The organism is Alkalibacterium sp. 20 (assembly GCF_001885615.1).
Lineage (GTDB): Bacteria > Bacillota > Bacilli > Lactobacillales > Carnobacteriaceae_A > Alkalibacterium.
The window spans coordinates 16,565-38,049 of sequence record NZ_LSRN01000023.1 but is presented as its reverse complement, the minus strand read 5'-3'; the positions used below and the strand labels follow the sequence as shown (position 1 = coordinate 38,049).

Here is a 21,485-nt window from a genome sequence, read left to right as displayed (position 1 = left end):
AAATAAAACTAGGAGACAGCTATGGGATTATTAGTAGACGGTAAATGGTATGACCAATGGTATGACACGGAAAAAAATGACGGACGGTTTATCCGAGAAGAATCGCAGTTCAGAAATTGGGTAACCAAGGATGGGAGTGCCGGTCCGACAGGTGAAGGCGGATTTAAAGCTGAACCGGGACGCTATCACCTATATATTTCGAATGCGTGTCCATGGGCTAACCGTACGATGATCATGCGCGAGTTAAAAGGTTTGGCAGACATGATTTCTGTTTCGGTGGTGAATCCTTTGATGGCGCAACACGGGTGGACTTTTGAAAAGGATGAGGGCGTTGTCCCGGATTCGGTGAGCAATGTGGATTACTTGTATGAAGTGTATACACGTGTGGACCCCGCCTACAGCGGCCGTGTCACAGTTCCGGTTTTATATGATTTAAAACAGCATAAAATCGTCAACAATGAATCGTCTGAGATCATGCGCATGTTAAATAGTGCATTCGATGATGTTGGGGCCATAAAAGGTGACTATTATCCGGAAGAATTTAGAGCGGATATCGATGAGATCAACGACTTAGTCTACAATGCCATTAATAATGGCGTCTACAAAGCCGGCTTTGCGACCAAGCAAGCAGTTTACGAAGAAGAAGTGAAAAAACTCTTTGAAGCCCTGGATGAAGTGGAAGAGCGTTTAGGAAAACACCCTTATCTCGTTGGACACACTATTACCGAAGCCGACTGGCGCCTGTTTACAACCTTGATCCGCTTTGACAGCGTCTATCACGGACATTTCAAATGCAATATCAAGCGCATCAGCGATTATCCAAATCTGTGGCGTTACACGAAAGAATTATACAGTTGGCCTGGTGTTTCTGACACCATCAACTTCCGCCACATCAAAGAACATTACTACCGCAGTCACAAAACCATCAACCCGACCGGTATCGTACCTGTGGGACCAAAATTGGATTTCAACATCTAAATAAGATAGCCTTCCAGTATATGGAAGGCTATTTCTGTTGAACTACCTGATAAATACTATTAAGACACTGTCTCATTAGAAAAAAATGTCCGGATAATTGATTTAAATATATTGTGAGAAAAACAACAACTAAATAAATGTCAGTTTGTATATTGAGAGGGATGACGACTGCTGATTAAGAGGTATATTATCCTCTATCCTTAAAGGATTAAGGATTCAAAAGATGACTGCTTTCTGTTTTTGCAATTTCATACAAGGGACAAATGTCCTTTATTGAGGACGAAAGACCCATTCCTTTTTTGTGAAAAATATAATAAACTAAACAAGTATTGAGTTATTATTTCATTTTAAGTTAGATAAGCAACATGAAAAGTACTATGAAAAATCGATGTGAGGGAGAGGAAATAAATAATGAAAAAACGTATAATAATGCTGGCTTTTGCTCAGTTATTAACGATATCTTTGTTAGGCGGTTGTAACGAGACGGACGATTCTCAAAATGATGAGAGTGAAGATGCATTAAGTTCCGAAGAAACTGATACAAATGACGTGAATGACGAAAACGACACAGAACAATCATACACGGGGACTTTTGTTGGACGTTATTGGAGTGGGGAAACAGATGGTGTGCCATATGAAGAAGCAGATCAATATATTGAGACCATTCTGGAACTTGATGAAGATGGAACAATCGTTGATGCGAAAATGAACTTCTTTAAAACTGTTGATGATTTCTGGACGCTGCGTCAAAGCGGTAATGCCTATGTTGATATCAATTACGATATCGATCCAACTAGTGCTGTTCCAGGAGAAGACTACGAAGCGGGAGATTCCATGTTTACTATTTACACTGCGGACATGATGAGTTTTTATGCTGTTGGTGTAAGCGAAGATAACACTGTTGCTCATGCAATCGTCGATCCGATCACCAGATATCAGTTTGAATCCAAGCTGCCGGCTGACTTCGATTACGAAACGCCAATGAGTGAATTGACAGTCAATTCTGAATTTAATAAACCGACTACCCGTACTTCAGGGTCAGGTCCGAACGAATGGGAGAGACTTGAATTAAGAACGATCTTCAACACAGAAGATCCATGGTCTCATGTTGTCAATAGTACGGGCGTGCTGGAAGGTGTAGATAACGATTCAACGGTCAAAGAATATATGGAAGCATTAGGTGTAGAATTTGATGGCGAAACACCTCAACCTATGGGAGCTGTATATAGTTACTTTGGCAAGGGTGGATGGAACGGAAACTACCGTGCGATTGAAGAAAACTTGATCGGGCAAAACGCGACAGAGCTAACGTCTCTTATTGACTGGTCTGATTATGAAGAGTCTGTCAATGATGAAAACCAGTTTGGCGTAGATGTAGAGACTGGAGCAACAACTACAGTCCAAAATTCTGTTGATACAATATCTGGTGCAACGGTCAGGATGTCCAGAGAAGCAACTTCTTATCAAAGAGCCTTAATAGATGCGGGTATTTTAGATGAAGATGACATTATTCTTGGAAGATTTTAATTAAAAGTAAAAAATGTGATTAAATAAAAGAATAGAGCTCCCTGAGTTGGTCGGTCTGGCTAACTCAGGGGCTCTTTTTTTGATTACATGTGTTAAGAGAATGAGAGCCGTTGCTTACTCCCGCAGTATGATTTAACTACCGTCTGGTATAATTATTCTGATTCGGGCATTGGTGAATTAGAAATACTACTCAAAGAAAAAAAGCCTCCCGATTTTTATTTTTCTCAAAATAGTGTAAACTGTAGAGACGTAAAATTTAAAGGATTGATATTTAAAGTGAGTACAGATAGAGAAAAAGTGAAAGTGTTGAACAAACTCGTTGCCCATTACGGGATCCAGAATTGGTGGTCGGATGAGAACCGCATCAAAGATTGGGTATCGATGATCCTGATCCAGCAAACGACACAAGAGAATGTCGAAAAAGTGTTGAAGAACCTTGATCCCTATTTAACAGTGGACCAGTTGCATAAGATGGAAGACGAAAAGCTGCAGTTGCTGATCCGACCGGCGGGATTCTACAAGCAGAAAAGTGCCTATATCAAAGTACTCATGACGTGGTTTGTCAGCCATGGAGAAGAGTTTGAAAAGTTTGAGTCGTATTCTGATGAGACGTTGCGCAAAGAATTGCTGAGTATCAAAGGTGTCGGTCCGGAAACGGCGGATGCGATGCTGCTCTACATTTTTAACCGTAATGTGTTTATTGGGGACCAGTACGCGATCCGGCTGTTCAAGCGTCTTGGCTTTGGTGAGTTCAAAAACTTAGGTCACATGCGCCGAGAGTTCAACCACTTGACTGAACTCGTCCCGGTCGAGTTATGTAAAGAATGGCATGCGGCCATTGATGAACATGGAAAAGTGTTTCGTAAAAATAAAAACGTGGATGAAACCTGGCTACTCCCCTGATTCGCAGGTAAGGATAACTTAATTGAATATAGAATGAAAAACTTCCATGAAATCATGGAAGTTTTTTATCTTTCTATCTATGTAAAGAAAGATGCTCGTCTCGAGACGAGCATCTACTCATGTAGCTTGTTTCAGTCAACCTGGTCGAAATGCAGGGCGCCTTCCTCTCTTTCGATGCCGAAAAGAGTCAGCAATTCCAGCAGGTTACTGATGCTGAAGGTACTCTCAATCGTTTCGGGTTCGACTGGTTTTTCTGAAAAGTTGTACCACACACTGTCGATCCCGGCATTGTTGGCTCCCTGGATATCAGAGGTGAGGCTGTCGCCGACCATAAGGAATTCAGCCTTATTGTCCGTCTTTAAAGTATCGAAAATGTGGGTGAAGAATTGCGGATCGGGTTTTTCTACTCCTATTTCTTCAGAAATAAAGACCTCTTCAAAAAAGTGGGTCAGATCAGCGCCTGCGAGCCTCTGCCATTGTGTCTTTGCCACACCATTTGTTCCGGCGTATATATGATACCCGTTTTTTTTCAAGGCCGTCAACAGTTCATGTGCATGGTCCATCTTTTTGTACCCTTGCCCAAGATTTTGACGGTAAAGCTCTTCGACCGTTTGTCCGTCTACACTTAATCCGAACCCTTCCAGGAAGAGTGCAAAGCGACTGGAAAAAAGTGTTTCCCGGGAAATGATGCCCTGTTCCAACTTTTGCCATAAACCGTGGTTGATTTCCTTATACAGTGCTATTGTTTTTTCAGTATAAGGAAGGTTGTAGGCATCAATGACCTTTTTCAGGGCTTTTTCTTCTGTATCACGGAAGTCCAGTACCGTGTTATCCAAATCGAAAATTATTTTCTTATATCTCATGCTCGATTCCTTCCTCTTTTGCTGAATTGTTTGTTTTCATGTATCTTTCTTTTTTACCCAATAAATCTATTTTATCCATGTACCGGCTTAATTACAAATACTTTCGTCTTTCTTTGAATAGATATCGCTTAAACAAATGCTTGTTTTGTGTGAATTTTCATTTGAAAAGGGATGCTCTTTACCATCGTATTTCTGTCCAATAAACTACTTTTGTCTTATACTGTAAGTGGTTTCAAGTGAAGAGAAGGATGTATGAAAAAAATAAAGCCGTAAGAGAGGAGACGGTCATGCGCTATACGATTACTGGAGCGACGGGACAACTAGGTACTGAAGTGATGCAGGTCGCCATAAAAAAACTACCTATTGAAGAACTGCGAATATCTATTCGCGATATCAAGAAAGCCGTGAAGTATAAAGAGATGGGAGTAGAAGTGAAAAAAGCCGATTACCGAAACAAGGCAGAACTTGTTCAAGCCTGGCAGGATACGGATGTGCTGGTATACATCCCCAGCATCGTCCATCCGAGCTATGAACGGCTGCCGGAGATTGAAAACGTCGTTCTGGCCGCCGAGGAAGCCAAGGTGAAACACCTCATATTTGTGAGTTTCTATGCAGACCAGGAAAATAATCCATTCCAAATGAGTCCTTTTTACGGCTATGCGAGCAGACGCTTGGCCTGTTCGTCTCTTTCTTATACGATCATGAAAAATGCGATGTATGTAGATCCGTTGATCAGTTATCTTCCGGAACTCATTGAAGGTGGCAATGTCGTCTACCCAGTGCCGCATGAGAAGATCAGTTTCATCTCCCGAGCGGATAGTGCCAAAGCAATCTTGGCTGTGGCAGCTGACGCTTCCCTTCAGGATCAGACGTATACACTGACGCAGAAACGTTCTTACACGATGACGGAACTGGCAGACACACTCAGCGACGTTTCTGGCGAAAAAATCGGCTTTTCCCCGATGTCTCTAGAGGCATTTGCTCTGACTTACGATGAACCGAAGGGGTTTGGCGCTCTATTAGCTTCCATGTACGAAGCAGCCAACCGGGGCCTGCTGGCTATCGTTACGGAGGATTTCCGTAAGATCACGGGACGGGAAGCAGAATCACTTTCCAGTTATCTTAAACGTCACTATCCAACGGACTAAAGTAACCATTGGAATCGAACAAACAGGATGGAATGAGAATTCCATCCTGTTTGTTTGTAAATACGATACTTGGATTCTATTGATCACTCAAAAAAAACTTCCCAATTATATCTGAATTGGGAAGTTAAGGAATACGTGTTTATCCTGAGATCGGAACTGAAATGAAGGGCATAAAAAACTGAAATCAATAAAACAAAAAAGAAAGAAGCCCGAGGCTTCTTTCTTTAGCTTTGATTGTGTTAGTCACTATTTCGGTCGCGGATAAGTCCATGTAAATCATCTGAATGGGACGGTGGATTTTTTAAAACTTCTTTGACTTTGCCTAACCTTGGATTGATATTCCAAAGCAAGATACCGACAGGTTTGTCTTCTTTCAGATAATAAACAACTGTTCCATCATCTACATGATCTATGAGGAGTTGGAGTCTTGAATCAAGTGCGCCGTATGCCATCCAGGATATATCAAAAACGTCTGAATAGAAGTAAGGGGTATAGTCATACGGTTTATCGGAACCGGCCATGATTTTCCCGACAGCTGTCCCGGATTTTCGTGCATGGTCAACGTGTTCAATGCGTTTTCGTCCAAAGATCGGATCAGGATATGATGAAATATCTCCAGCGGCATAGATGTCTGGATCGGACGTACGGAAATAGTCATCGACAATAACCCCGTTGTCCACTTCAAGTCCGGCATCTTTGGCAAGCGTAAGTCGCGGTTTGGCACCTAAACCGAGAACCAGTGTATCTCCTTCAACGGTTTCGCCATTTTCCAGCTTGAGAACGAGTTTATCGCCATTTTTACTGTAAGACGCAGCGCGTGAAGTATTCTTTAAAGTGACGCCAGCTTGTCGGTAGCGTTCCTCATACTCTTTAGCCAGCTCAAGCGGGAAGCGATTATCGTTTAAGACCTTTTGCGGATAGATAAGCGTCACCTGGGTGTTGTTCAGTTTCAGATTCGCGGCGAGTTCTGTTCCGATATAACCTCCGCCGACGACGATGACATGCTGGTCTTTTCCGGAGAATTCTCTCAATTTACGGTAGTCTTCGAATGTGCGAAAGGCTATCACGTGATCGTCTTCCGGGCCTTTCAAGGTCCGCGGTTCGCTGCCAGTCGCTAGAAGCAGTTTGCCGTAAGAAAGTGTTGTTCCGTCGTGTGTCGTGACCGTTTTGTTTTGTCTGTCGATCGAAGTCACGACTGTTTCAAGCATGATGTCTGAATCTGTTTCTTCAGCTGTGTTGAAAGGAACGTCTTCAACGGAATAGTCATCATCTGTCCACAGTCTCTTCGATAAGGCCGGACGGGCGTAGGGTCCATCCTGATCCGAAGAAAGAATGCCGATGGAACCTTTGTTGTCTGACTTGCGTATACTTTTTGCAGCATAAGCGGCAGCAATTCCGCCACCGATAAACAAGTAATCATAATATGTTTCATTGGATTTATGCATGAATGAATCTCTCCTTTATCATAATGAATAAGTCGGTTGAAGGGTTGCACCTTTGTCTTTGAAACCTTGATCCATCGAATCTCTCCTTCCGATTAACGTATGGATTTTAACACTCTGCCTTTAAAGTCTTGTTGCTTAAAAGGGTACTATTCTAATAGGAAAAACTCAATTATAAGCTATTGGGCAGGCAGTAGTGTAAATAAAAAAATTAAAGCAGTATGTGAGCGGGAGTGCCGGAAGAATATAAAAGTACCAAAAGATTATTCTGATTGAAATACAGGGAAATTCTCTTTCTGGCATATCCATATGGTCAATAACGGAAGCAACTGTATTCGGATTCACTTCATCTATTTCGGTCTGAATCATTCCTCACGAATCTTTTGAGTTAAGGTTCAGTGGGATAAGTTTCTGAACGAGATATAGCGTATTGTATTATGTTATTCTATAATTAAGAAAATCCTGCAAAAATTAAGGTTTTTGTATTTCAAGTGATGTTGACGATTAATAAAGAAGCTTTTATTTAATAAGTATAAAAAAATAATGAAATATGTGAAGAAGGGGATGTCATGGCTGAAACTAAATGGTTTCATTTAAGCAGTGAAGAGACAGAAAAAGAAACAGAGACAGATACACAAACAGGATTAAATGATCAGGAAGTAAAAAAAAGACAAGAGGAATACGGATTAAATAAATTACCTAAAAAAAAGAAGACGCCTGTGTGGGTGAAATTCTTCAGACAATTTAATGATGTTCTGATTTATATCTTGCTCTTTGCGGCTGTCGTTACTTTTATTTTGGGTCATTATGCCGATACCGTTGTTATCCTGCTTGTTGCCATTATAAATGCCGTTATTGGTTATGTTCAAGAAAGAAAAGCAGAAAAAGCACTTGAAGGTATCAAAAAAATGTTATCTTTAGAGGCAGTCGTTCTCAGAAATGAACAAAAGAGAGAAGTGGATGCAACGGAGCTCGTCCCGGGAGATATCGTGATACTCAATCCTGGAGACAAGGTACCTGCAGACATCCGGTTGTTTGATACGGATAAGCTAAAAGTTGAAGAGTCACCCTTAACAGGGGAATCCACCTCTGTTGAAAAACAGACTCATGTGTTGGAAGAAGATACACCGCTTGGCGACCGAATCAATATGGTGTTTTCAGGAACCTCTGTCTCTTCAGGAACGGCAAAAGGAATCGTCGTTGAAACGGGAGAAACGACAGAAATAGGTGAAATCAACCGTTCCATGGGTGAAGTTGAAGAAATAAAAACACCCTTGCTCCAGCAGACGGATAGATTTGGGAAAACGATCTCAGTCGTTATTCTTGTTTTTGCCGTCATATTATTTGCAGTGGGCTTAATTGTCCATGATTATGAATGGGGCGAACTCCTGCTGTCCGTGATCAGTCTGACTGTTGCCGCTATTCCTGAAGGACTTCCCGCTATCTTGACCATTATTCTGGCTTTAGGTGTGCAGTCCATGGCAGATAAAAATGCAATCATGCGCACACTGCCTTCAGTAGAAACATTGGGAGCCGTAACGGTTATTTGTTCAGATAAGACAGGGACACTTACAAAAAATGAAATGACGGTGCAGTCGGTCATCACCAGAGAGCATAGCTATTCTGTAACGGGATTAGGCTACGCACCGGAAGGCAAGATAGTGAACGAACAGGAAGAAGAAATCGATGTCGATGAAGAGATGGACCTGAGAGAGTTACTGACTGCAGCTAAAACAGTAAATGAGTCGGATATTTATGAGAAAGAAGACGGATGGGTCATCAGAGGAGATCCGACTGAAGGCTGCTTGATTACCCTGGCCGAAAAAGCGAATGTCTCTATCGGTGCCCTTGAAATGAAATCCAAGATCCCTTTTGATTCAGAGTACAAATATATGGCAGGATTAGTCGAAGAAAATAAATTGAAGAAAATTTATATTAAAGGCGCCCCGGACCGTTTGTTTGAAATGGCCGGTTTGGAGTCAGAGGATCTTCTATATTGGGAAAAACAGATGAACAAACGGTCTAAAAAAGGTGAACGTGTGCTCGCGATGGCGATCAAAGAGGTCTCTGAGACCAAAGAACACATCGACCATGAGGATATCCAATCAGGCATAACGATACTTGGACTCACAGGTATTATCGATCCGCCTCGAGAGAATGTCATTGAAGCCATCAAAGTCTGTAAAGAAGCGGGTATCCAGGTTAAAATGATTACCGGAGATCACAAGGAAACAGCTCTGGCGATTGCCAAGCAACTTGGGATCACAGACGGAGATAAAGTCTTCGAAGGGCGCGAGTTGGAAGAGATGTCCGATGCAGAATTGCAGGAGATCGTGGAAGAGGTCGATGTCTTTGCGCGAACGAGCCCTCATAACAAACTGAAACTGGTCGAAGCACTGCAAAGCAACGGCCATATCAGCGCCATGACGGGTGATGGTGTAAATGATGCACCCGCCCTGAAACGAGCAGACGTCGGAGTGGCTATGGGTATCAAAGGAACAGAGGTGGCCAAAGAAGCCTCTGAAATTGTTTTAGCAGATGACGATTTTTCTACCATTGTCAATGCGATAAAAGAAGGTCGACGGGTCTATGATAACTTAAAGAAAACCATCCTCTTCATTTTACCGACCAACGGGGCAGAAGCTTTGCTGATTATGACAGCGTTGATAATAGGAGTAGAAATGCCATTAACACCTGTGCAGATCCTATATGTCAACATGATCACCGCGGTAACTATCGCTTTGGCTTTGGCTTTTGAACCCTTGGAGAAAGGCACGATGTCAAAACCGCCGCGTGATTCTAATCAAAGGCTGTTGAGTCCTTACTATGTCTTTCGTATTATATTTGTTTCCGTGCTTATTAGTGGATCCATCATGTTGATCAACCTGCTTCTGTTGGTGGATTATGACGTTGAAATTATAAATACGGTGACGCTTCATTCCCTCGTCTTTGCTCAATTATTCCATTTGTTCAATGTAAGAAACGAGCGTCATTTTAGTCTGAATCGCCAATTTTTTGATAATAAAGCCGCTTTTATAGTATCCGGTTTATTAATCGTTTTCCAACTTTTGGTCACGTATGTTCCGTTCTTGAATAACGCCTTGGGACTTTATCCAATCGATTTGAACTATTGGATTTACCCTGTTATCATAGGGTTCGGTGTGTTTGTAGTAGTAGAAATCGAAAAGTTCATCACACACAAAATTTTAAAAAGAAATATTAGATAATGGACCACAGGTAAGGAAGTGAGGAGAAAATTAATGATGAATACTAAAATGTCAGATTACGATGTCATTGTCGTTGGGGCAGGTTTGGCAGGATTAACTGCCGCGAAGGCTTTACATGAAGAAGGAAAGAACTACTTAATTTTAGAAGCAACAGACCGAGCTGGTGGAAAAGTATGCTCCAAAGTTTCCGAAGATTCATCACGCTATTTTGAACTGGGTGCGCAGTTTGTTAATAAAGATATGACTGAAATCGTGAAACTCATTGAAGAATCCGGAATGACTCTGGAGGAAACACGCATACCGGAAGACTTGGTGATCATAAGCGAAAAAAGTAGGGAGCCTATTCGTTTTGATTTCAAAGATATCCCAGCACTGTTGAGGGATGTTGCTGAAATAGATTCAACTTCTCAAACACTGGCTAGTTTACTGGATAAGCATGTCGGAAATAAACGAAAACGCCAAATCATTAAGAGCTTTGTAGCCGCCGAAACGACGGTAAACAGTGATTATATCAATGCAGAAGTTTTAGAAGATTTGGTCAGTCGCATCACAACGACGAACAACGAATTGAATTATCAAGCTTCTGGTCCGCTGTCCCGAGTCGTTCGTTATTTGGAGACTATTAATGAAGAGGCGATCCGTTACCTTGAGCCTGTGGTGAAAGTGAAAGCAACCGAAAATGGCTTTATTTTAAAAACTAAAAACAAGACGAAATATCACGCAAAAGCACTGATCATGGCAGTGCCACCAACCACTGCAGCCCGAATCGAGTTCAGTTCATCTTTAGCTGAACATTACGACCGGTACTTGAAGAGTTATATCGATGGTGCAGTGATCAAGATGACCTTCGTATATGATGATCCCTTCTGGCGTGAACAAGCCATTAAAGGAAAGAGAAAGACAGTCTACGGTGTCATCTATGCAGCCAATGAAGGTGTCAATGTAATGGATTCTTCTAAAGCCGGGGGTGAAAACCGACTCACCCTGTTTATCGGTGGAGATAAGGCTAAAGAGCTTGCCAATGTCCCGATAGAAGTGAAAGAATTCTTCGCAAAAGAGCGCTTGATCGAAGTCTTTGGAGATGAAGCAGAAATGTACAAGGATTATGAAATCAGCGAGTGGCAGGGATCACCATACTACGGTGGGGGATATGGCGCAATGGTGCATTATAAAGGTGAACCGAAAGCCCACGAATATTTAAAAGAACCTTTTAATAATCTAATCTTTGCAAGCACAGAGCTTGGTCCGCAGTTCCCTCAATTTATGGAAGGGGCCATCCGCTCCGGACAATACGCTGCCAAACGTTTAATCGAGGAAATGCAGTGAAAATCGGAATAAAAAAAAGAAGGAGCAGAGTATCTGCTCCTTCTTTTTTTTGATAGACTAGTTGATGATGTTAGTTGTTGACTCGGCTGTATGCGTTACCTTCAACAGGGACAGCTTTTTTCAATATATGTTTCTCATAGAATTTATCGATCACAACCGCAATGGCGTTGTCACCAGAAACGTTTGCTGCGGTACCAAAACTGTCTTGAGTAATGTAGAGAGAAACAAGCAGAGTGCCTAATGTTCCAGTTGGATCGATGCCTACCATATAAACAAACGGAAGAGCACTCATGATAGCTCCGCCTGGTGCACCTGGTGCAGCAACTAGCGCGACTCCTAAAGTAGCGATAAAGGCAGCCATCATGCCAAAGCTATGTGGCATATCGAACATCAGCAGCACGGCTGTCACACAAGAAGTGATAGTGACGACACTTCCCATGAGGTGAATAGTCGCACTCAATGGAATAACGAATTCCCTGATTTCTTTTGAAACGCCATTCTTGCGGGCACATTCCATATTTACAGGAATAGTAGCGGCAGAAGATTGTGTTCCTAAAGCAGTGAAGTAACCGGGGACTTGATTTTTCATTAAAGTGACCGGGTTCTTACCTGAATAAAGTCCTGCGAGTATAAATAATATCGTAATAAGCAATAGCTGCAGAGCAATTACGACGACGAACACTCTCCAAAAGACGGAAAGCAGTGAAAAGACTGCGCCGCTGTAACTTAAGTTCAAGAAGTTACCGAAGATGTAAAAAGGCAAGCCTGGAATGATAATTACTGATAAAATTTGAGTAATAATGGCACCGAATTCAGCGAAAAAGTGATACATGACTTCGCCTTTCTCTTCCTTGCGTAACCAGGAAATAAAGACGCCGAACAAAAAGGCAAAGACGATCGCTGACGTGACACCGAATAATGGCTCCAAAGGTAGAGTGAACAGAGGTGCTAGTTCAGTGCCTTCCGTTTGAACAGTTTCTCTAACTGATGCATCGATAAACAAAGGAAAAAGACTTGAGGCCAGCAAATAAGCGATAAAGCCGCCAATCAGAGTGTTGGAATAGGCCATCAGTGCATTCAGCCCAAGTAATTTTCCAGCTCCATCGGTAAGGTCCGAAATACCTTTCACAACAAATCCGACAATCATTAAAGGAATGATAAAGCCTAACAATCGGCTAAACAAGGCCGAAAAAGTGATAGGGATCTGAAGTATGAAGTCTGGTATAAAGGTTAATTGTCCAACCAGGACGCCTAAACCAATGGCAATCAATAATTTCGGTACAAGACCAAGCTTAAATTTCTTTCGATTTTCCATAATATCTCCTCCATTTTCAATCCACTTATCTAGCAATAATTAGATTGTTTAAATTATCTATTAGTATACTACATTAAAATGGAATTATATATAACAAAATGTATTTTAATTTAAAAAGCGACTTTTTTATGAACGGAATTTATGTTAACGCCTCCAATTGTTGGTGTGTTTATAATTAAAAAATTAAAAGTTAATGTGACTATATTATAGATGTGCTTGCGAAACATTTTGAATAAGAGGGAGTTGATATGAGATACTTTCCCATATTGAAAATGAAACGTTGGCTGAGTTCGATGAACATCTTTATAAGTCTATCAGTGTATGACTTGAATCATAAAAAGGTAGTAAATGACTCAACAAGAGTCCTTTATAAATAACGATTTATTTAATAGGATGCCAGGGGATCTGAATGGTATAGTAAGAACGAAACAATGAAAGAAAGGACGAATGAATAATGAGATTAAGTGTACTCGATCAGGCACCCATCACGAGTGGAAATACGGGGCAAGTGGCTCTGGAAAAAGCCGTGGAACTGGCCCAATATACAGAAGGATTAGGGTACTACCGCATGTGGCTGGCAGAACACCACGGCAGTTCAAGCTTTGCCAGTTCTGCTCCAGAAGTAGTGGTGGCGTACATTGCCGCTAAAACAAAACACATCCGGTTGGGGACCGGTGGCACTATGATGATGCATTATTCACCGCTTAAGATGGCGGAAGTGTTCAAGACGTTAAGTGCCTTGGCTCCGGGACGGATCGATTACGGTGTGGGACGCGCACCGGGTGGCGATCAGAATGCCATCTATGCTCTGGCACAAGGGAATGATCCGGACTTTGACCACTTATATGAAAAGTTGGATGTTGCGTTGGCTTTGATAAAGGACGATGTCCCCGATGAAACCCTTTATAGTAAAACACCAGCAACACCGCAGAATGTGACATTGCCGGAAGCTTGGCTGTTAGGGTCAAGTGGGAACAGTGCCATCGAGGCAGGTCAAAGAGGACTGGGATATTCTTTTGCTCAATTTTTCATGCTCAATGCGATGCGCAAAGAGATATTTGATTTGTATAGAGACCGGTTTGTGCCTTCAGCATTCATGGAGAAACCGGAAATAAGTGTGGCTTATCTGGTGACTGTGGCGGAAACGAAAGAGGAAGCCGAATTTCAGGCGAAACCTCAAGACATTGCCCGCATTCGTCTGGGTCAGGGACGTATGTCACCGCTCATGTCGCCTGAAGAGGCACAAAAGCATAAGCTGACCGATGATGAACGTGAAGCGATTCAGACGAACCGACAGATTCATTTGGTCGGGACGGCGAAAGAAGTCGCTGAGCTCTTATATAAAGATCAGAAAACTTACGGTTTCCAGGAAGCCATGATCTGCAGCATCGCGTATTCACAAGAACAGCGCTTGAATACCTATAAATTATTAGCTGAAGAAATGCTTTAACAGAAAGCGATTGAAAGGAAGATGAAGATGAGAGTAGTTTTACTTGAACCGTTAAGAGTACCAGAAGAGATGATTGAAACGCTGGCTCAACCGATAAAAGAGCTGGGACACGACTTCGTTTATTTTGATGAAAAAACAACCGATCCTGATGAACTGTTAAAACGCAGCCAGGATGCGGATATCGTTATGATTGCCAATACCCCTTATCCTAAAGAAGTCGTCGAACAGCTGAACCAGACAAAATTGATCAACGTCGCGTTCACCGGGGTGGACCATGTAGCGCGCGAAACAGCCAAGGAAAAAGAAATGAAAATAGCCAATGCGGCCGGGTATTCCGATCAATCTGTGGCCGAACTCGTTATTGGTTTGACGCTGGATCTATACCGCTCGCTTTCGCAGGGAGATAAAGATATCAGAAGAGAAACATTCCCGGGAGTGATTCAAGGCAGTGAAATCAGAGGGAAAACGGTAGGCATAATTGGGACAGGAAACATTGGCATAAGGACCGCCCAGTTATTCAAAGCGTTCGGTGCGAATTTGACCGGGTACAACCGGACGGAAAAAGATGAAGCGAAAAATTTGGGACTAACGTATTTGCCACTCGAAGAGCTTCTTGAAAAAAGCGATATTGTGTCTGTTCATTTACCTATGAATGATGAAACGAGAAATTTTTTATCCAGAGAGAAGCTGGCTAAAATGAAACCGTCGGCCGTACTGATAAATTGTGCGCGGGGACCGATCATTGATAATCAGGCCTTGGCAGAGTTACTTAACGAAGAGAAACTTGCTGGGGCAGGCATCGACGTCTTTGATATGGAGCCGCCACTTCCAAATGACTATCCGTTACTTCATGCTAAGAATACAGTGTTGACGCCGCATGTCGCTTATCTAACGGACGAAGCCATGGTCAAGCGGGCAGAAATTGCATTCGATAATACCTTGGCATTTTTAAAAGGACAACCACAAAATATCGTTGAATAATAAAGAAGACACCTCTAGAAATCTAGAGGTGTCTTTTACAGTTTCGAAGTATTTTCTGGCAGGAAATTCTTAACGCTTCTCTAATTCACTCTTTAAATATTTCGCCAGTTCCAGCATGGCATACTGCCCGGATACTTTTTCAGCATCGTCATTGTAGTTCGTATTGGTGTTGACGTCGTAAGTGTATACTTCGCCACTTTCATCAATGATAAATTCCAGTGCCGCCACATCGATACGTTGGTTATTCAAGAATGTCTCATAACGTTTAATTTGAGCTTCAGGTAGTCTGTCGATGATCTTGAATTTGTTTTCAGCTGGCAGTTCTTCGCCATCAGGGCCGATCTGGCAGACATCGGCCGGGCACAACTCAAAGCCATCACGCGAATCGACCTTCACTGCATAGAAATACTTTCTGCCTATGAATTCAGAACGGATAATGTGGCCGTCCACAGATTTAATATATTGTTGAACAAGGCTGATGCCGTCGATGGAGTCCTCAAAATCGGGACCATTTACATAATCTTTCAATTCTTCAAGCGAATAGAGTAACCGTACACCCAGCCCTTTGCCTGCGCGGTTATGTTTGATGATAAAAGGAAACTCATTCAGCTTTTCAGCAGCTTTCAAAATGTTTTCCTTACCCACAGTGCCGATAGTTTTAGGCGTTTTTATCCCGGCGGATTGCAAGGCGAGATACTGTTTGAGCTTACTGACTTCAAGGTTGATCGCACCCGTTCCGTTAATGACGCATGCCCCTTTTTCTTCCAGCCACGAGAGTACTTGATCGGTCAGTTCTGGTGCATAGCGATTCCCTCTTGTGTGGGAAGAAGCGCTCATTCGGTTGTAATAGACGCCGTCAGAAGGCAAATCCTGAATATCAAGGAGCCCTTCTGACAAGTCCCAGTCTTCATAAGGGACACCAAGTTCTTCCAGTCGTTTAATCAAATGTTTCGTCCAGTCCATATTTTCATGTATGATATATATTTTTTTCATGTTTAAAAATCTCCTTCAAAGTACATTATGGAAAATTAGCGTTGTGAGCAATTTAGTTGTCTGCAATAGTTCAAGTGTATAATAAATGGATGCTTTTTGAAAGAGGGAAGGGTGGAATATACTTAGTTAATAAAAAAACGCACTGTGCCATCATCTGACACAATACGCTTTGGACTATTGATTCAGTTCGATGGTGATTGGCTCACCATAAGAAGTGAAATCAAGCGTACCCACATCTTCTGGAAACTCGGCAGAATAAAACTGAAGGTGAAGTTCTGCTGATTCCAGCATCTGCTCACTGGTAATGTCAGAATCTTCTTCAGACAAGTTAAGCCGTCCAGTATAATGATTCTCATCTCCAATATACGTGTAGCTGTGTTGAGTAAATATTAGCTCATTACCCCGGTTATCTTCTCCACGTATTTCAATCACTTCAAACGGTATGTCAGTCCAGTTGTCTGAAGTTATTTCAATGAAACTGAAGAGTGGGTGTGTGTTTAAGTTGTTAATGGAATAATCATAGAGATCAGTACTTAACTCCTGATCAATGGAATATCTATTTGTGTGTTTCTGTAGTTCGTCCCTTGCCGTATCGACAGAAAATGTGGCTTTCCCTTCAACGGGTGGCACACGTTCGTCTCTTTTGGTATTGTCTTTCATATCAATAATAAAAAGATCTTCTAAAGTGAGTTCTATAGTGTAATTGTCGGTCATTGAAAAATCTTCATTTAGGTCTATAACTAATATTCGGTTATGAACAGCATCGTCTTCGCTGACTGTTGTTCCGTAACTTGACATCGAATCAGTGACTTTTTTTCCATTTATAGAAAGGATTTTATTCTCTATCCCTCCCAAATGATAGTCTTCTAGAGACTCTCTCAAATCAACGAGTACGTTAATAAGTAATAAATCATCGAAAATAAGCATATCTTCAACTTTTATTTCAGCATCTCCGATCGTCTGAACCTGATTGACGGATATGCTTGTATCGTCGGTTGTTCGTTCTTCTATACCTAACGCTTCAGTGATCGTATACCGAAAGTTCTCTAAGAAAGAGGAGGCAGCAGCTTGAACACGTTGCCCGACGGGTGTCTGCAGACCTAAGAATGTAAGGAAAAGCGTAGCTGCAATTAACAGAACAGGTTTTTTCCAAATTGATGCTTTCGTTGGATTACTAAATTCATTGTTTAATTGACTTTTAACCGACTGAAACAGGACATCTTTTTCCTGGTCAGACAGAGAAGTCTCTTCATAGTCATCTGTATTTATTTTCAACTGATTTAGTAATTTGTAAAGTTTTTTGTCGTTATTCATTCCTTGACTCTCCTTTCTTTTCGAAGTGTCGTCTGATTTTTGATTTTCCTCGTGAGAAACGGCTGTATAAAGCACCTGTGGTCAAATCATGTTTTTCAGCAATGACTTCAGTCGAATCCTTTGACTCAAATATGTCTTTAAACATAATGCGATCTTTCCCATTAAGTGGTGCAAGTAATTCTTCCAACTGAATTTCCCATAATTCTTCTGATAAAGGCTTGTCGTTATGTACATGTTGCGTTTCTAGGTGTTCTTCCCATCCAACAGTATTTAATTCGTTCCTATATTTTTTCAGTGTATTGATAGACCGGTACTTTGCGATGACCGCTACCCAGTTTTTGAAACTCGCTTTTGATGGATCGTACTGGTCAATATTATTCCAGACAGCGAGAAAAACGTCATTCAAACATTCATCCTGATGACCGGGAAGTGCATATAGGTGCTTTTGAATGATGGCTTTTAATAGTCGGCCATATTTACTGATCAATTCCTCAAGTCCCTGCTCGTTTCGGTTTTTAATCGTTTTGATTATCCATTTATCGTCCGCCAAAATGTTACCCTCCTTTGTTCCTTCGCTTATGTATACAAGAAAAAATGATCGAATCTGTCAAGATTGCAAAATAAATGAGTGATCAAGATATTTTATGGTTTCTTTTTAATTAAATTTGAGCATATAGTGTCACTTCGACACTTTGGAATGAGAATGTAGTCAGAACTTACCGAATTGCTCAGACTTCGGTAAGTTCTGCAATCAGATAGGCAGCTAAGTGTCGAAGATACAGCCTATTCGACAGTTTGAAAAAAAAGGTGTCTTTCTAATTACCGAATGAAGCCCGGTTCGGTAATTACAGACAGTCTAGTTTTCTCAAAGTGTCGAACCTAGTCAAAGTTCAACACTTAGGAGGAAATTGTCGTCTTCAAAGTGTCGAACCTGGGAGCATTCGGTAAGTACGCTAAAGAGAAACTTTTCAAATCGCCGAATGCGTAAATTCACCGCTCATTTGGGTGTTTTTTTGACATTAAATCCGGTAATCACTTTTATAAATAACTCGTGATAATTTAATCTATCAAAATCCCTTGTAAATCATCCCTTAGTTAAGATAGCTTGTTGGCAGCAACAAGCTTCCAATATGAAAAAAACTGTAATCAGGTTCGAAAAATCATCCTGTTATACTGCAGTCACTATTCAGTATACCAAATCACAACTAGACAATGATTAACATGAAGGAGAAGTTGGGAGATGTAAGCCCTCTCGCTTGTAACGTAAAAATAGACCTGCTAAATTAAGGGCAGAAGTAAAATACTATATAGGAGTGTGTTAAACGGGTCGTTTAGATAGAAAAGTTGCAGTCATTACCGATGGCGCAGGTGGCGTCGATAATCTAGCCTATATAACATCTAAATTTGCGGAATTTAATATCCGCGTCAATGCTGTTCATCCAGGTACGATCCGTACACCAATGACCGAACATGAGAGCGTCAGAGATTTGGTTAAAGAAATGGAAAAAGATATTCCGATGAAACATATTGCGGAGCCAAAAGAAATATCCAATCTCTTGCTTTATTTGTCATCTGATGAATCCATTTACTCAACCGGTATTGAATTTGTCGTTGATGGTGGCTTGATTCAAGTCATGTATAAGGCAGGCGAAAAATCAATATTTGGATTTGTTCAGAAAAGCTCTCAGACAATTTGTTTGAGAGCTTTTTTGCTACAATGAGGTTACACTTTCTAGACAATAAGAGACTCGACAACATAGAGTGGATAAGTTGGTGAAATTAAAGATAATAGGATACGATATTCATTTATAGTATAATAGTTATAGATGACCAATCGTTTATTCAATTTATTGACTGATGAAATTGGAGGAATGGAAATGGATACGGTTAAGCTATATAATGGAAAGAAAATGCCAGTGATGGGCTTTAAAATCTGTAAAAATTCGGATGAAGAAAAAGCTGTTCAGTCCATTGTTAAAGCTATTGAAGTAGGATTTCGCCATATCGACAGTGCAGCTGGATATGAAAATGAGGAATTAGTGAGTAAGGGACTTAAAAAAAGTGGGTTCCCAAGAGAAGAGTTATTTCTAACCAGTAATTTAATGGTTGATAAACATGTTTATAGCAATGTAAGAGACAAAGTGGAAGGAATATTAGAGAAATTAGGAACGAGCTACCTGGATCTTTATTTGATCCATTGGCCACTTGATGTAGGAACCGGAGAAGATTGGGATAAAGAGAATCTAGAAACTTGGAGAGCGATGGAAGAACTTTACGAAGAAGGTAAACTTAAAGCCATTGGAGTCAGTAATTTCTCAGTCAACCACTTAGAAAATATAGTCGAGCATGCTAAAATCAAACCGATGGTAAATCAGCTGATGATCTATCCGGGTGTTACTCAAAATGATGTGCGTGAATACTGTAAAAAGTATGATATTATCGTTCAAGCGTGTTCACCACTGAATCCACTGAATGTTTTAAGGAAAGAGGATCGTATAAGAGAGATGCTTCAAAAATATAATAAGTCTTTGGCTCAAGTCTTGCTTCGTTTTGGGTTAGATTTAGATGTCCTGCCTCTAACCAGATCAGCACATGCTTACCGTATCGAAGAAAATTTTGATGTTTTTGATTTTAAATTGGATCAAGCAGATTTTGATTACCTGTTTCATTGGCGTCATGCTGATTTTACTGAATCAGATGATCAAAATGGAGAACCACCACAAATCAGTTAGGCGAAGAAAGGAAGAGTTGATTGAAGGTATTAGGTAATATTGTATGGTTTATTTTGGGAGGATTTATTGGATTCTTTACCTGGTTGATATTAGGTGTTCTTTGGTCCATCACTATCATAGGGATTCCTATCGGGATGCAATGTTTCAAATTCTCTACCATGGCCGCAGCACCATTTGGTAAAGATATTGAGTTTGGACACGGGGGAGCATCTTTTATGTTTAATGTGTTATGGCTGGTACTGGGCGGGTTTGCCTTAGTTATTGAATCAGTCACGATGGGGGTCATTTTCTGTTTAACTATTGTAGGGATCCCATTTGGGCTTCAGCATTTTAAACAAGCGAAACTTGCATTGCTGCCATTCGGGGCACGGATCGTTAAGATGGAAATATAATAACAAAGAAAAAATCGCCTATTGATTTAGGCGATTTTTGTTTGCTTTATACCATGTCGCTGCAGCGTCAACTTCTGTTCCGCTGAGCTGATGGCCGTGGTTTTCCCAGTGTAGGGTCACGTCAGCGCCGGCATCGCTGAGTAAATGTTCAAGTTCTTCTGACTCTTCGGAAGCACAGATTGGGTCATTGGTCCCTGCGCCAATAAAAATGGGTGTGTCTGATAAATCTGGAAGCTCCAACCCTCTCAGCGGGACCATCGGGTGATGCAGGATAGCTCCTTTTAGGACATTACTGTAATGAAAGAGCAGACTGCCGGCAATGTTTGCCCCATTTGAATAGCCGATGGCGATGATTTTGTTTCGATCAAAGCCGTATTCTTTGGCAGCATCGTTTAAAAAGTCATTTAATTCGTGTGTTCTGAATTTCAGGTCTGCCTCATCGAAAACACCGGGGCTCAAACGTTTAAAGTAGCGAAACATGCCGTTCTCATTGATGTTTCCTCTGACGCTGAGGACATTCGCTTGGGAATCTACGCGTTCGGCTAAAGGGAGCAAATCCTGTTCCGTGCCGCCTGTGCCGTGAAGTAAGAGTAAAGTGGTGCTTGTTAGATCAGTTCCTTCTTTAAATATATGTTTCAATGTCTATTACTCCTTGTCTGTTTTTATTTTCAACGGTATTCAATATTTTTCAGGAGCTTCGTTTCCATTGACGCAGCTCCCGCTACCGCGATATAGATTTTATTACGAATTCGAGATAGTATGCAACAAGTATACGAGCTTACTTACTTTATGTCAATAAATCAAATCCTTCTTAGAATCATGGAAGCGAGTGATTAGATAAAAATTACTATGAGTAAGACTGGCAACCATCATTCGTTATGACGGCTAATTTAC

18 protein-coding genes are annotated in these 21,485 nt (G+C 41.3%); 11 read left to right on the top strand and 7 right to left on the bottom strand.

What is annotated here, in order from left to right:
- The first annotated feature begins 21 nt into the window (after window positions 1-21).
- From AX762_RS04135 to AX762_RS04125, 3 genes are all read left to right on the top strand, one after another.
- Window positions 22-978, top strand: a complete 957-nt coding sequence (locus AX762_RS04135) for a glutathione S-transferase family protein (protein WP_071847898.1) — start codon at window positions 22-24, stop codon at window positions 976-978.
- A gap of 411 nt (window positions 979-1,389) precedes the next feature.
- Window positions 1,390-2,505, top strand: a complete 1,116-nt coding sequence (locus tag AX762_RS04130; RefSeq protein ID WP_071847897.1) for a hypothetical protein — start codon at window positions 1,390-1,392, stop codon at window positions 2,503-2,505.
- Window positions 2,506-2,781: 276 nt separating this feature from the next.
- Window positions 2,782-3,408, top strand: coding sequence for an endonuclease III domain-containing protein (locus AX762_RS04125; RefSeq protein ID WP_071847896.1), 627 nt, complete (start codon window positions 2,782-2,784; stop codon window positions 3,406-3,408).
- Window positions 3,409-3,539: 131 nt separating this feature from the next.
- Here the strand turns inward: AX762_RS04125 and AX762_RS04120 are convergent, their stop codons facing one another.
- Window positions 3,540-4,271, bottom strand: coding sequence for a YjjG family noncanonical pyrimidine nucleotidase (locus tag AX762_RS04120; protein WP_071847895.1), 732 nt, complete (start codon window positions 4,269-4,271; stop codon window positions 3,540-3,542).
- A 248-nt stretch (window positions 4,272-4,519) separates the two neighbouring features.
- On the opposite strand from AX762_RS04120, the gene AX762_RS04115 reads away from it, so the two are divergent.
- Entirely contained in the window at window positions 4,520-5,419 is a 900-nt protein-coding gene (locus AX762_RS04115; RefSeq protein ID WP_256244380.1) for an NmrA family NAD(P)-binding protein, read from the top strand.
- A 239-nt stretch (window positions 5,420-5,658) separates the two neighbouring features.
- On the opposite strand, the gene AX762_RS04110 is transcribed toward AX762_RS04115, so the two are convergent.
- Entirely contained in the window at window positions 5,659-6,864 is a 1,206-nt protein-coding gene (locus AX762_RS04110; RefSeq protein ID WP_071847894.1) for an NAD(P)/FAD-dependent oxidoreductase, read from the bottom strand.
- A gap of 566 nt (window positions 6,865-7,430) precedes the next feature.
- On the opposite strand from AX762_RS04110, the gene AX762_RS04105 reads away from it, so the two are divergent.
- Together AX762_RS04105 and AX762_RS04100 are read left to right on the top strand one after the other, a co-directional pair.
- A complete protein-coding gene (locus tag AX762_RS04105) occupies window positions 7,431-10,088 on the top strand; it encodes a cation-transporting P-type ATPase (RefSeq protein ID WP_071847893.1) in 2,658 nt (885 codons plus the stop codon).
- 33 nt (window positions 10,089-10,121) lie between these two features.
- On the top strand, window positions 10,122-11,414 hold the full coding sequence (locus tag AX762_RS04100) for an FAD-dependent oxidoreductase (protein ID WP_071847892.1): 1,293 nt from the start codon (window positions 10,122-10,124) through the stop codon (window positions 11,412-11,414).
- A 70-nt stretch (window positions 11,415-11,484) separates the two neighbouring features.
- On the opposite strand, the gene AX762_RS04095 is transcribed toward AX762_RS04100, so the two are convergent.
- A complete protein-coding gene (locus tag AX762_RS04095) occupies window positions 11,485-12,729 on the bottom strand; it encodes a dicarboxylate/amino acid:cation symporter (RefSeq protein WP_071847891.1) in 1,245 nt (414 codons plus the stop codon).
- Window positions 12,730-13,183: 454 nt separating this feature from the next.
- On the opposite strand from AX762_RS04095, the gene AX762_RS04090 reads away from it, so the two are divergent.
- Both AX762_RS04090 and AX762_RS04085 read left to right on the top strand, forming a co-directional pair.
- Window positions 13,184-14,179, top strand: a complete 996-nt coding sequence (locus tag AX762_RS04090) for an LLM class flavin-dependent oxidoreductase (protein WP_071847890.1) — start codon at window positions 13,184-13,186, stop codon at window positions 14,177-14,179.
- Window positions 14,180-14,206: 27 nt separating this feature from the next.
- Window positions 14,207-15,160: a 2-hydroxyacid dehydrogenase gene (locus AX762_RS04085; RefSeq protein ID WP_071847889.1), complete on the top strand. Its 954-nt coding sequence runs from the start codon at window positions 14,207-14,209 to the stop codon at window positions 15,158-15,160.
- 69 nt (window positions 15,161-15,229) lie between these two features.
- Here the strand turns inward: AX762_RS04085 and AX762_RS04080 are convergent, their stop codons facing one another.
- The 3 genes from AX762_RS04080 to AX762_RS04070 form a co-directional block, all read right to left on the bottom strand.
- The gene (locus tag AX762_RS04080) at window positions 15,230-16,153 is read right to left on the bottom strand and encodes a RimK family alpha-L-glutamate ligase (protein ID WP_071847888.1); all 924 of its coding nucleotides are present in this window, start codon (window positions 16,151-16,153) and stop codon (window positions 15,230-15,232) included.
- Window positions 16,154-16,327: 174 nt separating this feature from the next.
- Entirely contained in the window at window positions 16,328-17,467 is a 1,140-nt protein-coding gene (locus tag AX762_RS04075) for a hypothetical protein (RefSeq protein ID WP_071847887.1), read from the bottom strand.
- A complete protein-coding gene (locus tag AX762_RS04070) occupies window positions 17,460-18,017 on the bottom strand; it encodes a sigma-70 family RNA polymerase sigma factor (protein WP_071847886.1) in 558 nt (185 codons plus the stop codon). The genes AX762_RS04075 and AX762_RS04070 overlap by 8 nt, the downstream gene beginning before the upstream one ends.
- Before the next feature lie 802 nt (window positions 18,018-18,819).
- Here AX762_RS04070 and AX762_RS04065 point away from each other — a divergent pair.
- From AX762_RS04065 to AX762_RS04055, 3 genes are all read left to right on the top strand, one after another.
- Complete coding sequence (locus AX762_RS04065) at window positions 18,820-19,188, top strand: SDR family oxidoreductase (RefSeq protein ID WP_083432783.1); 369 nt, start codon at window positions 18,820-18,822, stop codon at window positions 19,186-19,188.
- 156 nt (window positions 19,189-19,344) lie between these two features.
- Window positions 19,345-20,199, top strand: a complete 855-nt coding sequence (locus AX762_RS04060; RefSeq protein WP_071847884.1) for an aldo/keto reductase — start codon at window positions 19,345-19,347, stop codon at window positions 20,197-20,199.
- Window positions 20,200-20,219: 20 nt separating this feature from the next.
- Window positions 20,220-20,591 carry a YccF domain-containing protein gene (locus AX762_RS04055; RefSeq protein ID WP_071847883.1) on the top strand — a complete coding sequence of 124 codons (372 nt, stop codon included), beginning with the start codon at window positions 20,220-20,222 and terminating at the stop codon, window positions 20,589-20,591.
- Window positions 20,592-20,609: 18 nt separating this feature from the next.
- Here the strand turns inward: AX762_RS04055 and AX762_RS04050 are convergent, their stop codons facing one another.
- Complete coding sequence (locus AX762_RS04050; protein ID WP_071847882.1) at window positions 20,610-21,230, bottom strand: alpha/beta hydrolase; 621 nt, start codon at window positions 21,228-21,230, stop codon at window positions 20,610-20,612.
- Window positions 21,231-21,485 lie beyond the last annotated feature (255 nt).

Coding starts and splice junctions, on each gene's coding strand:
- AX762_RS04105 (WP_071847893.1), top strand. CDS start 7,431: ATGGCTGAAACTAAATGGTTTCATTTAAGCAGTGAAGAGACAGAAAAA.
- AX762_RS04110 (WP_071847894.1), bottom strand. CDS start 6,864: ATGCATAAATCCAATGAAACATATTATGATTACTTGTTTATCGGTGGC.
- AX762_RS04120 (WP_071847895.1), bottom strand. CDS start 4,271: ATGAGATATAAGAAAATAATTTTCGATTTGGATAACACGGTACTGGAC.
- AX762_RS04115 (WP_256244380.1), top strand. CDS start 4,520: ATGTATGAAAAAAATAAAGCCGTAAGAGAGGAGACGGTCATGCGCTAT.
- AX762_RS04090 (WP_071847890.1), top strand. CDS start 13,184: ATGAGATTAAGTGTACTCGATCAGGCACCCATCACGAGTGGAAATACG.
- AX762_RS04100 (WP_071847892.1), top strand. CDS start 10,122: ATGATGAATACTAAAATGTCAGATTACGATGTCATTGTCGTTGGGGCA.
- AX762_RS04130 (WP_071847897.1), top strand. CDS start 1,390: ATGAAAAAACGTATAATAATGCTGGCTTTTGCTCAGTTATTAACGATA.
- AX762_RS04095 (WP_071847891.1), bottom strand. CDS start 12,729: ATGGAAAATCGAAAGAAATTTAAGCTTGGTCTTGTACCGAAATTATTG.
- AX762_RS04080 (WP_071847888.1), bottom strand. CDS start 16,153: ATGAAAAAAATATATATCATACATGAAAATATGGACTGGACGAAACAT.
- AX762_RS04075 (WP_071847887.1), bottom strand. CDS start 17,467: ATGAATAACGACAAAAAACTTTACAAATTACTAAATCAGTTGAAAATA.
- AX762_RS04135 (WP_071847898.1), top strand. CDS start 22: ATGGGATTATTAGTAGACGGTAAATGGTATGACCAATGGTATGACACG.
- AX762_RS04060 (WP_071847884.1), top strand. CDS start 19,345: ATGGATACGGTTAAGCTATATAATGGAAAGAAAATGCCAGTGATGGGC.
- AX762_RS04085 (WP_071847889.1), top strand. CDS start 14,207: ATGAGAGTAGTTTTACTTGAACCGTTAAGAGTACCAGAAGAGATGATT.